Origin of the sequence: Acinetobacter populi, assembly GCF_002174125.1 — a bacterium.
Lineage (GTDB): Bacteria > Pseudomonadota > Gammaproteobacteria > Pseudomonadales > Moraxellaceae > Acinetobacter > Acinetobacter populi.
In genome coordinates this window covers 880,940-893,809 of sequence record NZ_NEXX01000001.1, presented here as the reverse complement: position 1 = coordinate 893,809, position 12,870 = coordinate 880,940, and the positions used below count along the sequence as shown (strand labels likewise).

The 12,870-nt window shown below is 41.2% G+C and carries 19 protein-coding genes; 16 read left to right on the top strand and 3 right to left on the bottom strand.

Annotated elements, in window-relative coordinates; genetic code table 11:
• Positions 1–9: 9 nt before the first annotated feature.
• The 13 genes from rplF (at position 10) to CAP51_RS04095 (ending at position 8,106) form a co-directional block, all read left to right on the top strand.
• On the top strand, positions 10–543 hold the full coding sequence (gene rplF, locus CAP51_RS04155; protein WP_087619476.1) for a 50S ribosomal protein L6: 534 nt from the start codon (positions 10–12) through the stop codon (positions 541–543).
• A 14-nt stretch (positions 544–557) separates the two neighbouring features.
• A complete protein-coding gene (rplR, locus tag CAP51_RS04150; protein ID WP_087619475.1) occupies positions 558–908 on the top strand; it encodes a 50S ribosomal protein L18 in 351 nt (116 codons plus the stop codon).
• 2 nt (positions 909–910) lie between these two features.
• Positions 911–1,408: a 30S ribosomal protein S5 gene (gene rpsE, locus CAP51_RS04145; RefSeq protein WP_087619474.1), complete on the top strand. Its 498-nt coding sequence runs from the start codon at positions 911–913 to the stop codon at positions 1,406–1,408.
• A gap of 6 nt (positions 1,409–1,414) precedes the next feature.
• Positions 1,415–1,591 (top strand): 50S ribosomal protein L30, encoded by a 177-nt coding sequence (rpmD, locus tag CAP51_RS04140; RefSeq protein WP_087619473.1) that lies wholly within the window; start codon positions 1,415–1,417, stop codon positions 1,589–1,591.
• Between the two features lie 4 nt (positions 1,592–1,595).
• A complete protein-coding gene (rplO, locus tag CAP51_RS04135; protein ID WP_087619472.1) occupies positions 1,596–2,036 on the top strand; it encodes a 50S ribosomal protein L15 in 441 nt (146 codons plus the stop codon).
• A 12-nt stretch (positions 2,037–2,048) separates the two neighbouring features.
• Positions 2,049–3,401 (top strand): preprotein translocase subunit SecY, encoded by a 1,353-nt coding sequence (secY, locus tag CAP51_RS04130; protein ID WP_087619471.1) that lies wholly within the window; start codon positions 2,049–2,051, stop codon positions 3,399–3,401.
• 18 nt (positions 3,402–3,419) lie between these two features.
• Positions 3,420–3,536 carry a 50S ribosomal protein L36 gene (gene rpmJ, locus CAP51_RS04125; protein ID WP_000867907.1) on the top strand — a complete coding sequence of 39 codons (117 nt, stop codon included), beginning with the start codon at positions 3,420–3,422 and terminating at the stop codon, positions 3,534–3,536.
• Between the two features lie 108 nt (positions 3,537–3,644).
• Positions 3,645–4,001, top strand: a complete 357-nt coding sequence (gene rpsM, locus CAP51_RS04120) for a 30S ribosomal protein S13 (RefSeq protein ID WP_087619470.1) — start codon at positions 3,645–3,647, stop codon at positions 3,999–4,001.
• Between the two features lie 19 nt (positions 4,002–4,020).
• A complete protein-coding gene (gene rpsK, locus CAP51_RS04115) occupies positions 4,021–4,407 on the top strand; it encodes a 30S ribosomal protein S11 (protein WP_004641037.1) in 387 nt (128 codons plus the stop codon).
• Between the two features lie 12 nt (positions 4,408–4,419).
• The gene (gene rpsD, locus CAP51_RS04110; RefSeq protein ID WP_087619469.1) at positions 4,420–5,043 is read left to right on the top strand and encodes a 30S ribosomal protein S4; all 624 of its coding nucleotides are present in this window, start codon (positions 4,420–4,422) and stop codon (positions 5,041–5,043) included.
• 16 nt (positions 5,044–5,059) lie between these two features.
• A complete protein-coding gene (locus CAP51_RS04105) occupies positions 5,060–6,067 on the top strand; it encodes a DNA-directed RNA polymerase subunit alpha (protein WP_087619468.1) in 1,008 nt (335 codons plus the stop codon).
• Positions 6,068–6,086: 19 nt separating this feature from the next.
• Positions 6,087–6,461: a 50S ribosomal protein L17 gene (gene rplQ / locus CAP51_RS04100; protein ID WP_087619467.1), complete on the top strand. Its 375-nt coding sequence runs from the start codon at positions 6,087–6,089 to the stop codon at positions 6,459–6,461.
• A gap of 151 nt (positions 6,462–6,612) precedes the next feature.
• On the top strand, positions 6,613–8,106 hold the full coding sequence (locus CAP51_RS04095) for a flavin-containing monooxygenase (RefSeq protein ID WP_087619879.1): 1,494 nt from the start codon (positions 6,613–6,615) through the stop codon (positions 8,104–8,106).
• Positions 8,107–8,240: 134 nt separating this feature from the next.
• Here CAP51_RS04095 and CAP51_RS04090 read toward each other — a convergent pair whose 3' ends face one another.
• Both CAP51_RS04090 and CAP51_RS04085 read right to left on the bottom strand, forming a co-directional pair.
• Positions 8,241–9,341 (bottom strand): AI-2E family transporter, encoded by a 1,101-nt coding sequence (locus tag CAP51_RS04090; RefSeq protein ID WP_087619466.1) that lies wholly within the window; start codon positions 9,339–9,341, stop codon positions 8,241–8,243.
• A gap of 58 nt (positions 9,342–9,399) precedes the next feature.
• Entirely contained in the window at positions 9,400–10,059 is a 660-nt protein-coding gene (locus CAP51_RS04085; RefSeq protein ID WP_087619465.1) for a ParA family protein, read from the bottom strand.
• Positions 10,060–10,330: 271 nt separating this feature from the next.
• Here CAP51_RS04085 and CAP51_RS04080 point away from each other — a divergent pair, with 271 nt between their 5' ends.
• The 3 genes from CAP51_RS04080 to CAP51_RS04070 all read left to right on the top strand — a co-directional run bounded on the left by CAP51_RS04080 (position 10,331) and on the right by CAP51_RS04070 (position 11,993).
• Positions 10,331–10,801, top strand: a complete 471-nt coding sequence (locus tag CAP51_RS04080) for a Holliday junction resolvase-like protein (protein ID WP_087619464.1) — start codon at positions 10,331–10,333, stop codon at positions 10,799–10,801.
• 172 nt (positions 10,802–10,973) lie between these two features.
• Positions 10,974–11,516, top strand: coding sequence for a hypothetical protein (locus CAP51_RS04075; RefSeq protein WP_420535149.1), 543 nt, complete (start codon positions 10,974–10,976; stop codon positions 11,514–11,516).
• 66 nt (positions 11,517–11,582) lie between these two features.
• The gene (locus tag CAP51_RS04070; protein WP_087619462.1) at positions 11,583–11,993 is read left to right on the top strand and encodes a protease inhibitor I42 family protein; all 411 of its coding nucleotides are present in this window, start codon (positions 11,583–11,585) and stop codon (positions 11,991–11,993) included.
• Between the two features lie 75 nt (positions 11,994–12,068).
• On the opposite strand, the gene CAP51_RS04065 is transcribed toward CAP51_RS04070, so the two are convergent.
• Positions 12,069–12,842, bottom strand: a complete 774-nt coding sequence (locus CAP51_RS04065) for a class I SAM-dependent methyltransferase (protein ID WP_087619461.1) — start codon at positions 12,840–12,842, stop codon at positions 12,069–12,071.
• Positions 12,843–12,870 lie beyond the last annotated feature (28 nt).

Here is a 12,870-nt window from a genome sequence, read left to right as displayed (position 1 = left end):
TGATTCCTCATGTCTCGTGTGGCTAAAGCCCCAGTAACTGTACCAAATGGTGTAACAGTTACTCAGAACGGCCGGCAGGTCGAAGTGAAAGGCAGTAAAGGTACATTGTCTTTCAACCTGCATGCGCTGGTCGAGCTAAAACAGGAAGAAGGCCAGCTTAAAATTGCTCCAACATCTGAATCAAAAGATGCTTGGATGCAAGCTGGTACTGCTCGCGCTGTTTTAAATAACCTTGTAAAAGGTGTTAGTGAAGGCTTCGAACGTAAGTTGCAGTTGATTGGTGTTGGTTATAAAGCTGCGGTTAAAGGTACAGTTGTAAACCTTAACCTCGGTTATTCACACCCGATCGACTATGCTTTACCTGAAGGTGTATCTGCTGAAACGCCAACTGCGACTGAAATCGTGTTGAAATCAGCAAATAAACAATTGTTAGGTCAAGTGGCAGCGGAAATCCGTGCATATCGTTCTCCTGAACCATATAAAGGTAAAGGTGTTCGCTATTCGGATGAAGTTATTCTTCGTAAAGAAGCTAAGAAGAAATAAGGCGCGAGGTTCTTATGAACGAAAAGAAACAATCCCGTTTACGTCGTGCCAAAAGCACACGTTTGCACATCCGTGCATTGGGTGCGACTCGTTTGTGTGTAAACCGCACGCCGCGTCACATCTATGCGCAAGTTATCTCAGCAGATGGTGGCAAAGTTTTAGCGCAAGCTTCAACTTTGGATGCAGCCTTGCGTTCTGGTACTACAGGTAATGTAGAAGCAGCAACGAAAGTAGGTGCTTTAATTGCTGAACGTGCCAAAGCAGCTGGTGTAACCAAAGTTGCATTTGACCGTTCTGGTTTTAAATATCATGGCCGTATCAAAGCCTTGGCTGATGCTGCCCGCGCGGGCGGTTTGGAGTTCTAATCATGGCGAAAGTTGAACAAAACGAAGGTCTCGTTGAAAAGCTGGTTGCCGTTGATCGTGTAGCCAAGGTTGTTAAAGGTGGTCGTATTTTCTCTTTCACAGCATTAACTGTGGTAGGTGATGGTAACGGTCGTGTGGGTTTTGGTCGTGGTAAGGCACGTGAAGTTCCAGCTGCTATTCAAAAAGCATTGGAAGCTGCACGTCGTAACATGATTACAGTTGATCTGAAAGGAACAACTTTACAACATCCTGTGAATGCACGTCATGGTGCAAGTCGTGTTTATATGCAACCTGCTTCTGAAGGTACCGGTGTAATTGCTGGTGGCGCGATGCGTGCTGTTTTAGAAGCTGCTGGTGTACAAAACGTACTTGCTAAATGTTATGGTTCTACGAATGCTGCTAACGTAGTAAACGCTACCTTCAATGGTTTGCGTGATATGACTTCTCCTGAGAAAGTCGCTGCGAAACGTGGTAAATCAGTAGAAGAAATTCAAGGGTAATCAATCATGAAAACGATTAAAGTTACCCAGACTAAATCTTCAGCGCATCGTTTAAAGAATCATAAACTTTGCTTACAAGGTTTAGGTCTGCGTCGCATTGGTCACACAGTTGAGGTGCAAGATACACCTTCTAACCGTGGAATGATCAATAAAGTCTACTATATGGTTAGTGTAGAGGAATAATGCCATGACTCTGCGTTTAAATGAACTAGCACCTGCTGAAGGTGCAAAGCGCGATAATCTGCGTGTCGGACGTGGTATTGGTTCCGGTGTCGGTAAGACAGGTGGTCGTGGTGTTAAAGGTCAAAAATCACGTAAAAGTGGTGGTGTACGCCCTGGCTTTGAAGGTGGTCAAACAGCGATTTATCGTCGTTTACCAAAATTTGGTTTTACTAGCCAAATCGCATTGAAAACTGCTGAAGTACGTTTGTCTGAGCTGAATAAAGTGGAAGGCGATATTATTAGTCTTGAAACCTTGAAAGCAGCAAATGTGGTACGTCGTGATCAACTTCGTGCACGTGTTGTACTTTCTGGCGAGGTTACTCGTGCATTTACCGTACAAGGTATTGCATTGACTAAAGGTGCGAAAGCTGCGATTGAAGCAGCTGACGGTAAAGTCGAGGAGTAATCATCTGTGTCTATGTCTCCTAGTTCTTCTGGTCACGTTCATGAACAAAAAGGGCAACCTTTTTATGTGAAATATCGTGAGATTATTCACCGTCTAATGTTCCTGATTGGCGCATTACTGGTGTTTAGGCTGGGAGCACATATACCAGTACCTGGTATTAATAATGCCGCACTTGAACAATTATTTAATGCGAATCAAGGGACTATCCTTGGTTTGTTTAATATGTTCTCGGGTGGTGCATTAGAGCGTATGTCCATCCTTGCACTGGGGATCATGCCGTATATTTCGGCATCGATCATCGTGCAGTTAATGTCTTCTGTTATTCCATCATTAGAAGCATTAAAGAAAGAGGGTGAGCAAGGTAAACGCAAGATCAACCAATATACACGGCAAGGAACATTGTTTTTAGCACTGGTTCAGGCTGTCGGTATGTGTGCTGGATTGATCAGTCAGGGAATTACTTTGACATCAGGTTTGGCTTTTTATATCCCTGCTGTAACTTCTTTGGTTGCAGGAACCATGTTTTTAATGTGGTTGGGTGAACAAATTACCGAACGTGGTGTGGGTAATGGTATTTCCATGATTATCTTTGCAGGTATTGTGGCAGGCTTACCAAATATTGTGATGCAAACATTCTCTTCGATCGAAAATGGTCAAAGCAGCTTAATTGGCATCTTGGTGTTTGGCGTACTGTCTATTATGGTACTTGCAGCGATTGTGTTTATCGAAAAAGCGCAACGTCGTGTTCCAGTTAACTACGCACAAAAACAGCAAGGTCGTCGTATTTTTACGGCACAACAAACACATTTACCATTAAAAATTAATATGGCTGGTGTGATCCCTGCAATTTTTGCGAGTTCACTTCTTTTGTTTCCTGCAAGTTTGGGACAATGGGTAGGAAGTGCGGATCCTAATGCTGGAATTATAAAAAGTTCGCTACAAGATTTGGCATTGGTATTATCGCCAGGACAACCACTTTATTTGGTGTTGTTTGGGGCATTAATTATCTTCTTCTGTTATTTCTATACGGCACTGGTATTCAGTCCAAAAGAAGTCGCAGAGAACCTTAAACGTAGCGGTGCGTATGTTCCGGGTATTCGTCCAGGTGAGCAGACAGCTCGTTATTTAGATCATATTCTTAATCGTTTGACATTTATCGGTGCGATGTACATTACCATTGTGTGTTTGATGCCAATGATTTTACAAAGTTCTTTTGGAATACCCTTTCACTTGGGTGGTACGTCATTGTTAATCGTCGTGGTTGTTGTAATGGATTTCATGGCGCAACTACAGGCACATTTAACATCGCATCAATATGATAATCAGTCATTGATGAGAAAATCGACCGCTCATCCAAAAGGATAGTGCACATAGAGGTTTATCATGAAAGTTCAAGCTTCAGTTAAAAAAATTTGTGGTAGCTGTAAAGTTATCCGTCGTAATGGGGTGATTCGCGTAATTTGTAGCGCAGAGCCTCGTCATAAACAGCGTCAAGGTTAATCATAATCAAAGACCTGTTGATTTATTAGGTCAATTGGGTTAATATCCGCCCCTCAAGATTTTTGTGGGGCGGTTGATTATCTCAACTGCCTTGTTGGAGAAAAGTCAATGGCTCGTATTGCCGGTGTAAACATTCCGGATAACAAGCATGCTGTTATCTCTCTCACGTATATCTTTGGTATTGGTCGTTTCACTGCTAAGAATATCTTAGCTGCTGCAAACATTGCACCAACAACAAAAATTCGTGAACTTGATGACGCTCAGCTTGATGCGATTCGTGCAGAAGTAGCTAAGGTACATACCGAAGGTGATCTTCGTCGCGAAATTTCCATGAACATTAAACGTTTAATGGATTTAGGCTGCTATCGTGGTCTTCGTCATCGTCGCAGCTTGCCTGTCCGCGGTCAACGCACCAAAACTAACGCACGTACCCGTAAAGGTCCGCGCAAACCGATTAAAAAGTAAGATTTCTGGAAGCTAAAAGATGGCTAAAGATACTCGCACACGCAAGAAGGTCTCTCGTACCGTCTCTGAAGGTGTTGCACACATTCACGCGTCTTTTAATAACACCATTGTAACGATTACCGATCGTCAAGGTAATGCATTGGCTTGGGCCACCTCCGGTGGACAAGGCTTCCGTGGATCACGTAAATCAACTCCGTTTGCTGCTCAGGTAGCGGCTGAAGTTGCTGGTAAAGCAGCTTTAGACTACGGTTTGAAAAACTTGGACGTCCTTGTAAAAGGTCCTGGTCCTGGTCGTGAATCTGCGGTTCGTGCATTAGGTGCAGTGGGTTATAAGATTAACAGCATTACCGATGTGACTCCAATTCCTCACAACGGTTGCCGTCCACCTAAAAAACGTCGCGTGTAAGGAGAAACATTCATGGCTCGTTATATTGGTCCAAAATGCAAACTCTCTCGCCGCGAAGGGACAGACCTGCAATTAAAATCTGGCGTTAAACCATTTGACGTCAAAACTAAAAAACACGCGAAAGCACCTGGTCAACATGGTCAGTCTCGTGCCAAGCAATCTGAGTATTCACTACAATTACGTGAAAAACAAAAAGTACGTCGCATGTACGGTGTGTTAGAGCGTCAATTTAGTAATTACTATAAAGAAGCTGCTCGTGTTAAAGGCGCAACAGGTGAAAACTTGTTGAAATTACTTGAAAGCCGCTTAGATAACGTTGTGTATCGTATGGGCTTTGGTTCTACTCGTGCAGAAGCTCGTCAGCTTGTAAGTCACCGTAGCATTACTTTAAATGGTCGTCGTGTTAATATCGCGTCTATCCAAGTTAAAGCAGGTGATGTAATTGCAGTTCATGAGGGTGCAAAACAACAACTGCGTATCAAAAACGCAATTGAGTTGGCAACACAACGTGGTCTTCCAGCTTGGATCGAAATCGATCACGGCAAAATGGAAGGTACGTTCAAGTCTGCACCGGATCGTTCTGATCTACCAGCTGAAATTAATGAAAGCTTGATTGTAGAATTGTATTCTAAATAATCCTTGAGGTAGCAATATGACGCGTACTGCAAACGAGTTTCTAACTCCGCAAGCGATTAAGGTCGAAGCGGCAAGCGGAACCTCGGCAAAAGTAATTCTTGAGCCTTTAGAGCGTGGCTTTGGTCATACTCTCGGCAATGCTTTGCGTCGCATTCTATTGTCTTCTCTACCTGGCGCAGCTGTGGTAGAGGTAGAGGTAGAAGGTGTTGAGCATGAGTACAGTACTTTAGAAGGCTTGCAGCAGGACATCGTCGAGCTCTTGCTGAACCTAAAAGGATTGTCAATTAAACTGTTCGATCAAAACGAAGCATATTTAACATTGGATAAACAAGGTCCTGGCGAAGTTACTGCCGCAGATCTGCGTTTACCGCATAATGTTGAAATTGCAAATCCAGAGCATTTAATTGGTACTTTGAGTGCAAATGGTCATTTAAAAATGCGCCTGAAAGTTGCTCAAGGTCGTGGTTATGAACCATCTGATGCGCGTTTCCCGGAAGGTGAAACTCGTCCAGTAGGTCGCTTGCAGCTTGATGCAAGTTATAGTCCAATCAAACGTGTATCTTACACGGTTGAAAGTGCGCGTGTTGAACAACGTACTGATTTGGATAAACTTGTAATTGATCTTGAAACCAATGGTACTGTTGATCCTGAAGAAGCAATTCGCAAGGCAGCAACTATTTTGCAACAACAGATCGCGATTTTTGTTGATTTGCAAAAAGATCAAGCACCTGTAGCGCAAGAACCACGTGAGGAAGTAGATCCAATCTTGCTTCGTCCAGTGGATGATCTAGAGCTTACCGTTCGTTCGGCGAACTGTTTAAAAGCAGAAAATATTTACTACATTGGTGATCTTGTTCAACGTACAGAAGTTGAGTTGTTAAAAACTCCAAACTTAGGTAAAAAATCGTTGACTGAGATTAAAGATGTGTTGGCTTCTAAAGGCTTACAACTCGGCATGCGTTTGGAAAACTGGCCACCAGCCAGCTTACGCATGGACGATCGTTTTGCCTATCGTAGCCGTTAATTGAGTAGGACTATTCACCATGCGTCATCGTAATAGTGGTGTGAAATTAGGCCGTACTAGCAGCCATCGTAAGGCGTTGTTCCAAAACTTAACGAATGCTTTAGTTGAGCATGAGTTGATTAAGACGACGTTGCCTAAAGCGAAAGAACTTCGCCGTGTTGCTGAGCCTTTAATCACTTTAGCTAAAAACGATACTGTAGCAAACCGCCGTTTGGCATTTGCTCGTACTCGTAGTGCAGCAACAGTTGGTAAATTATTTACCGTTCTTGGCCCTCGTTACAAAGAACGTAACGGCGGTTATTTACGAGTTCTTAAAGCAGGATTCCGTGCTGGCGATGCCGCACCGATGGCTTTTGTAGAGCTTGTTGATCGTGAAACAAATACTGCTGAATAATATTCAGTCTGTACTAAAAAAGACCAGTTTATCTGGTCTTTTTTTATTTTTGTCATTTTATAACAAATTTTTTTAAAAACAGCCTAAATTGACATGGCGTATTGTCAGTTTTATGGTACATTGCAAAAAAGGGACGCAAGGTATGAAAACAATGACACAACATATTAATACGCTGGTTATCGGCGCAGGGATTTCAGGCATCGGTGTAGCAGTTCATATGCAGCAAAATTGCCCACAGCGAGATTTTATTATTCTTGAACGTCGTGATCGTATCGGTGGAACATGGAGTTTATTTAAATATCCTGGCATTCGTTCCGATTCTGATATGTCAACGTTTGGCTATAAATTTAAGCCTTGGCGTGAAGATAAGGTGCTGGCAGAAGCAGGTGCCATCTGTAATTATCTACAGGAAACCATAGACGAATATCATCTCCAGCCAAAGATTAAATTTAACCACGCAGTCAATGCTGCGAACTGGAATACAGAAAAACAGCTTTGGGAACTGGAAATTGATAATAATGGCTCAGTTGAACAATGGACAGCAAATTTTGTGATTGGCTGTACTGGCTATTATAACTATGATCATGGCTTCCAACCGAAGTATGTTGATCAGGATAAATTTAAGGGTCAATTGATTCACCCACAGCATTGGCCGGAAAATCTGGATTTTGTAGGCAAAAAAGTAGTGATTATTGGGAGTGGAGCAACAGCTATCACGCTTGTGCCTGCTCTGGCAAAACAGGGTGCAATTGTTACCATGTTACAGCGTTCACCGACTTATATTGCTTCCATTCCATCGATTGACTTTGTCTATAATAAGCTTAGAAAAATTTTGCCAGAAAGTGTGGCTTATAGTTTAACCCGTAAACGTAATATCGGTTTTCAGCGGGCAATTTACAAGTTTTCAAAATCAAATCCAGAAGCAGTGAAAAAATTATTGCTGGCTGGGGTAAAAATGCAATTAAAAGGTAAAGTGGATATGAAGCACTTTACCCCAAATTATAATCCATGGGATCAACGTTTATGTGTGGTACCCGATGGAGATCTATTTAAAGTATTACGTGAAGGTAAGGCCTTTATTGAAACGGATCATATCGAAAAATTTGTTGCACAGGGGATTCAATTAAAATCCGGTAAAGTGCTGGAAGCTGATATTATCGTATCGGCAACGGGACTGGAAATTCAATTATTAGGCGGCTTAAATGCCTCAATTGATGGTAAGGCGATTGAAACCAAAGAACATTTGATGTATCAGGGATCGATGATCAGTGACGTACCAAACTTTGCCTTGATTATTGGCTATACCAATGCTTCATGGACTTTAAAAGTTGATATTGTTGCAGAGTATCTATGTCGTTTATTTAACTATATGGATAAGCATGGTTTTGCTACAGTCATACCTGAAGGTGATGATTCGGCAAAATCGACGGATAGTTTGATGGGGAGTAACTTGACCTCTGGATACATTAAACGTGCCGAACAGGTAATGCCTCGTCAAGGTTTAAGAGATCCGTGGGTAGGCCGTGCCAGTTATTATGCAGATCGTGATGCGTTGCAAAAAGCCAATTTTAAAGATGGTATTTTAAAGTTTGTAAAAAGTCATTCTACAAAAGTAGTGAAAAAGCGTAGAAAACTTTTTGGTTAATGAATTGTTATTGTTTAGATAAAAGCCACATGCGCTAAAACGTATGTGGCCTTTTTATGTTTGAAACTTAGCACTAGCTATATTACAGCGATTGAAATCAATAAAAATTAACGTATACACGCTGTAAGATAGGCTTATTTTTTTTCAGTATGTTCAATAAGTGGTACTTCTGTCTGTAGTTCTGTTTCCTGTAATTTTTCCTGTAGCCATTCACGCCAGCATGCCAATAATACAGCAAGAATTACTGGACCGATGAATAATCCAACCAGACCAAAACTACTGATACCACCTAGGACGCCAAACATTATCAATAAAAAAGGAATTTTGGTGGCACCGGAAATTACCAGTGGACGAATGACATTATCTGCACTGCTAACAATTACCACACCCCACAATACCACGCCTATGGCTTCTACAGTGTGTCCTTGCGAAAACAACCATAATGCCACACCACAATAGGCAACTGGGGTTCCAAAGGGAATTAAGGCCAGTACAAAGGTCACAATCGTCAACACCATTGGGTTGGGAACACCCGCAACAAAATAGCTGGCACCCGCAAGTAATGCCTGAGCAACTGCCGTTAAGCCTACACCGTAGACAACAGCACGGGTAGTTTCCGAAATGGTTTCAAAATAATGATGGATACGTGCACCAATCACCATTTCAAAGGCACGTTGTACTTGAGCCAGAATGATACTGCCATCACGATAGAAGAAAAATAAAGAGAGAATCGCAAACACCAGTTTGATTAGATTGCGACTGATTTCTGTCAGGACTAAACGACCATAACCCAGATGGCCTTGAATCCACATACCGATGTTATGTGTTGCTGCCTGAGGATTCTCATTAAAATCTCGAATAATACGCTCAATTTCATTGCCGACAACAGGAAGCTCATTGACAAAATCTGGAAGTGTTAATTTGCCGGAATAGAGCTGATGTTGTAATTCAAAATATAAATTGCGCCCTTCATGCTGTAAGACAAAAATGCCAATAATGAAGGGAATGCCGACGACCAAAACCACAATTAATGTCATCAACAGCGCACTTAAATTTTTACGTTCACCAGACCAAGCATAGATTCGCCGATAAACCGGCCACGTCATATAGGCGATAATCGTGGCCCAGACAACAGGCACGATAAAGTACTTTAATATTTCAAAGCTTAGTAGAATTAAGCAAAAAAATAATCCAAATAATAAGAGACGTTGCAATATAGGCGCATTTTCTTGCACGTTGTCGCATCCATGTTCGAAGCAAAACTTGCCTCATCTTAGCCTAAAATGACAGAAACTAGAACCAGTCTTGTTTATCTTGACCAACATTTTGACCAAGTAGTTGTTTTAGAATAGGTTCCCATTGTTGCTGAATAATTAAAAACTGTTTCTGATTTTTATCAAATACACTTAAGCCCTGCATGGCCAGTTGTGCATAGGCACTGCGTTCATTGATCCAGGCAATTGGTTGTTGCTCGATTTTATCAAAAAATTCCTGAATCTGCGTTTGACTGGAAGCGCCGGTCTTTACTCGATTGGCAAGTAACTGGATTTCAACTTTTCCTTTGCGGATACGTTTGATATCTTCAATTTGTTTTAAAAAGCGTCGTGTACTATCAATGTCAAAGAAAGATGCCTGTAGTGGAACAATCAACGCATGACTTTCGGCGATTAATTGTTGTGCTTGCTCGCTGGATAAGGCACCGGGTGCATCAATAATAAGCCAGTCAACTTTTTTGGGCGATTCGCCAATGGATTGTTCATCACGCCAATCGACGGGAATGATGGAAGGGGCAGTTGTGGGACGAAGTTTTAACCATTGCAGACTGGATTTTTGTTGATCGGCATCGGCAAGAGCAACTTTATAACCTTTATTGGCAAGGGCAGAAGCTAAGGTAATTGCAGTTAAAGTTTTTCCACAGCCACCTTTTTGATTTGCAATTAACAGCGTTTTCATGCTTTACCTTAAAAAATGAATGATATTCTTTCCCAAGCATACCATTTTATTATGACAGTAGAATGACATAATCTATAATAATGTGCTGTTTTTATTTAAAATATATTTAATGCATCACATAATCGAGCCATGATGTCTTTTAAGGCAGGTTTTATCAACCAAAAAAATAAAAAAGGTGTAATGTTGATAAGCATACCCTTTATCTCGCCTAATAGTTTATGCTAATAACAGTTTTGTGCGAATAATACTTTATGATATTAATGAGTGTCTTATGTCCGTTCCTGTTGCCCTGTTGATTGGTATGATGGTGGGGATTCTGTTTAGCAGTGTGTGGTTTTTCTTTGGTCGGCTACAACAATTAAAAGCAGAACATCAATATGAAATGAGTGAGCTAATGCGTGAGCATGATGCGGCATTGACATTGGCAAGAAAGCGTAGTGTCAATACCAGTCGGGCAGTGTTAAAAGGTAAGATGGCAGAGCAATTTGCTCCCTTATTTCCAGAGTTTGACTATTTGCCTAGTGATGCCAAATTTTTGGGTGATCCGGTCGATTATGTGGTGTTCTCTGGCTACAGTGAATATCGGGAAGGCTTGTGTGATGCTGAAGATATCGAAGTGATTTTTATTGACATTAAATCGGGTCAAGCTCGGTTGACCAAAGGGCAGCAAGCGATTGCCCAAGCGATTGAAGAAGGTCGGGTCAGATTTGAAACGGTACGAATTGAGTTTGAGGAAGAATAGAAATATTTTATTTTTGTAAAGATGGTTACAAAAGTTTAATCCTGACCGACAAAACCTGCGTTTCGATGCAAATCGTTTTACCAAAAACTAGCATAGTTTCTGCTGGAATCTTGCAAAATAACATCATTGTTTTATTGTCTATTGAGAGGATTTGCAGATGTTAATCAGAAAGATGGCATTACTTTCTTTTTTTGCTTTTGCAATGATTCCGGCCTATGCCAGTTATGCAGAATATAATGTTGCCCACGGTTTGCCCCCTGTAGAAGGGCAGTCTATTTCGGTATTACAGCCATTTTATGGTGATTTTCGCATTCTAGGCTATAAAAATTATGATGATGATGAACAGGCAAAATTTTCCCCGGTAGATTTTGCGGTGAGTTGGGGATTATTTGCTTATCCGGAAATTGCTTCACAAATTTCGGTGAAACAATATGACCGTTATTTGAAATGGAGTATTCAAAAATTACCTGTTCCTGCCGAGCAAGCCATGCAAATGGTGTCGAATATCCATATTATTCCGGCTAATCCACAAATTGCACAGGAAATTAAACAGGTCAATCGTGGTGATTTTGTCCGTTTAAAGGGTGATCTGGTCGAGATCAAGGATAAGGATCTGGTGTGGAAATCATCGCAGCGTCCGGATGATGTGGGCGATGGTGCTTGTGAAGTATTTCGGGTCAGTTCGATTGAGTGGCTGGAAAAAAGCACAAGTTAAGATAGGAGACCATTTTGCTTTATGGCATGATAAATTTCGTTTACTGACAATAGAGAGAAGGTATAAATGAATATATTAAAACAATTGGCGACAATCGTAGTATGTGGTGGATTCATGGTGGGGTGTGTACAGATTCCAAAATATGAGCAAACACAGGTGAAACAGAACTTCCATTTAGGTGAGGCTTGTCCTGCCAACTTAAGTTTGGCTATCGGTGAAAAGATCGGTTTTAGTGCGCCAGAAAATGCAACAACCGGCTATCAATGGCAACTGAAAAATCCTTTAAATCATCTGAGTGCAACATCATATTATGTAGCAGATGCCAAAGATCAGACTGTGGTGGGAAGTGGCGGGATTCGTCATTTTGAATTTTCGGCAAAAAAAGCAGGGACTGAAACGATCCAGTTAGATTACGTTCGTACTTGGGAAAAGGATAAACCAGCAGAATCATGGCAATGCCAGGTCAGTATTAAATAATGTATTGACTGCTGTCATAGACCAGTTTAATTAAACCATGATGATGTCTGTACATGACTCATCATGGTTTTTTTATTAGCATTTTTTATAGTGGTAAGCATAGGTTACATAAGGGAAATCAATTGTATCCTGTAAACCTTTGTTTAAATGCTGCTCAACGATTTTAATCAGGCCTTGTCGTATTCTCTCTTTTTCCTGTACTGGTGCCGCAGAAATAAAGCTAGTGGATAAAATACGATTAACCACCACCTGTTCCACGCTGCCGCGATGTAGTAACTGGAATTTTTTGATCGATTGCAATTGAAATGAATGTTGATGTTCAAAGATATTCTGCCATGTCCCACGATAAAAACGTGGAGTATCGCCTTCAAGAGGCGTAATCAAATCGGTAATTGCTTTGATCCATGGAAAGGAAATATCACGTTGATTCCAGATTAAACCCAATGCTGCATGGGGCTTAAGTACGTGATAAATTTCATCAAGTGATTCGGCATTGGCAAACCAGTGAAATGATTGTGCACAAATCACGGCATCAATACTATTGGAAGGTAAGGTAATATTTTTACTATCGGTCTGAATATTATGAATATCTGGATGTTTTTGAATCAGTTGATCCAGCATTTCTGCAATTGGTTCAATTGCAAAAATATGCGGGGTGACTTGTTGCAAATAAGGAATAAATTTTCCTGTACCTGCGCCAAGATCAACCACTTTACTTTTACCATTTAATTGTAGCTCTTGCTTTAACCAGTCGACCACCTCGTTCGGGTAGTTTGGACGCGACTGTTGATAGAGTTCTGCGCCCTGACTGAAACCTTGTTGTGCAGCAGGATGAAGTAGATTCGACATTGTTTTGTTCTTTCTAATAAATAATATC

What these genes read in the sequence shown, in the direction of transcription:
- rplO (WP_087619472.1), top strand. Translation starts at nt 1,596, where the DNA reads ATGACTCTGCGTTTAAATGAACTAGCACCTGCTGAAGGTGCAAAGCGC.
- rplR (WP_087619475.1), top strand. Translation starts at nt 558, where the DNA reads ATGAACGAAAAGAAACAATCCCGTTTACGTCGTGCCAAAAGCACACGT.
- CAP51_RS04095 (WP_087619879.1), top strand. Translation starts at nt 6,613, where the DNA reads ATGACACAACATATTAATACGCTGGTTATCGGCGCAGGGATTTCAGGC.
- rpsE (WP_087619474.1), top strand. Translation starts at nt 911, where the DNA reads ATGGCGAAAGTTGAACAAAACGAAGGTCTCGTTGAAAAGCTGGTTGCC.
- rpmJ (WP_000867907.1), top strand. Translation starts at nt 3,420, where the DNA reads ATGAAAGTTCAAGCTTCAGTTAAAAAAATTTGTGGTAGCTGTAAAGTT.
- CAP51_RS04065 (WP_087619461.1), bottom strand. Translation starts at nt 12,842, where the DNA reads ATGTCGAATCTACTTCATCCTGCTGCACAACAAGGTTTCAGTCAGGGC.
- secY (WP_087619471.1), top strand. Translation starts at nt 2,049, where the DNA reads ATGTCTCCTAGTTCTTCTGGTCACGTTCATGAACAAAAAGGGCAACCT.
- rpsM (WP_087619470.1), top strand. Translation starts at nt 3,645, where the DNA reads ATGGCTCGTATTGCCGGTGTAAACATTCCGGATAACAAGCATGCTGTT.
- rpmD (WP_087619473.1), top strand. Translation starts at nt 1,415, where the DNA reads ATGAAAACGATTAAAGTTACCCAGACTAAATCTTCAGCGCATCGTTTA.
- CAP51_RS04105 (WP_087619468.1), top strand. Translation starts at nt 5,060, where the DNA reads ATGACGCGTACTGCAAACGAGTTTCTAACTCCGCAAGCGATTAAGGTC.
- CAP51_RS04085 (WP_087619465.1), bottom strand. Translation starts at nt 10,059, where the DNA reads ATGAAAACGCTGTTAATTGCAAATCAAAAAGGTGGCTGTGGAAAAACT.
- CAP51_RS04080 (WP_087619464.1), top strand. Translation starts at nt 10,331, where the DNA reads ATGTCCGTTCCTGTTGCCCTGTTGATTGGTATGATGGTGGGGATTCTG.
- CAP51_RS04070 (WP_087619462.1), top strand. Translation starts at nt 11,583, where the DNA reads ATGAATATATTAAAACAATTGGCGACAATCGTAGTATGTGGTGGATTC.
- rpsK (WP_004641037.1), top strand. Translation starts at nt 4,021, where the DNA reads ATGGCTAAAGATACTCGCACACGCAAGAAGGTCTCTCGTACCGTCTCT.
- rplF (WP_087619476.1), top strand. Translation starts at nt 10, where the DNA reads ATGTCTCGTGTGGCTAAAGCCCCAGTAACTGTACCAAATGGTGTAACA.
- rplQ (WP_087619467.1), top strand. Translation starts at nt 6,087, where the DNA reads ATGCGTCATCGTAATAGTGGTGTGAAATTAGGCCGTACTAGCAGCCAT.
- rpsD (WP_087619469.1), top strand. Translation starts at nt 4,420, where the DNA reads ATGGCTCGTTATATTGGTCCAAAATGCAAACTCTCTCGCCGCGAAGGG.
- CAP51_RS04075 (WP_420535149.1), top strand. Translation starts at nt 10,974, where the DNA reads ATGGCATTACTTTCTTTTTTTGCTTTTGCAATGATTCCGGCCTATGCC.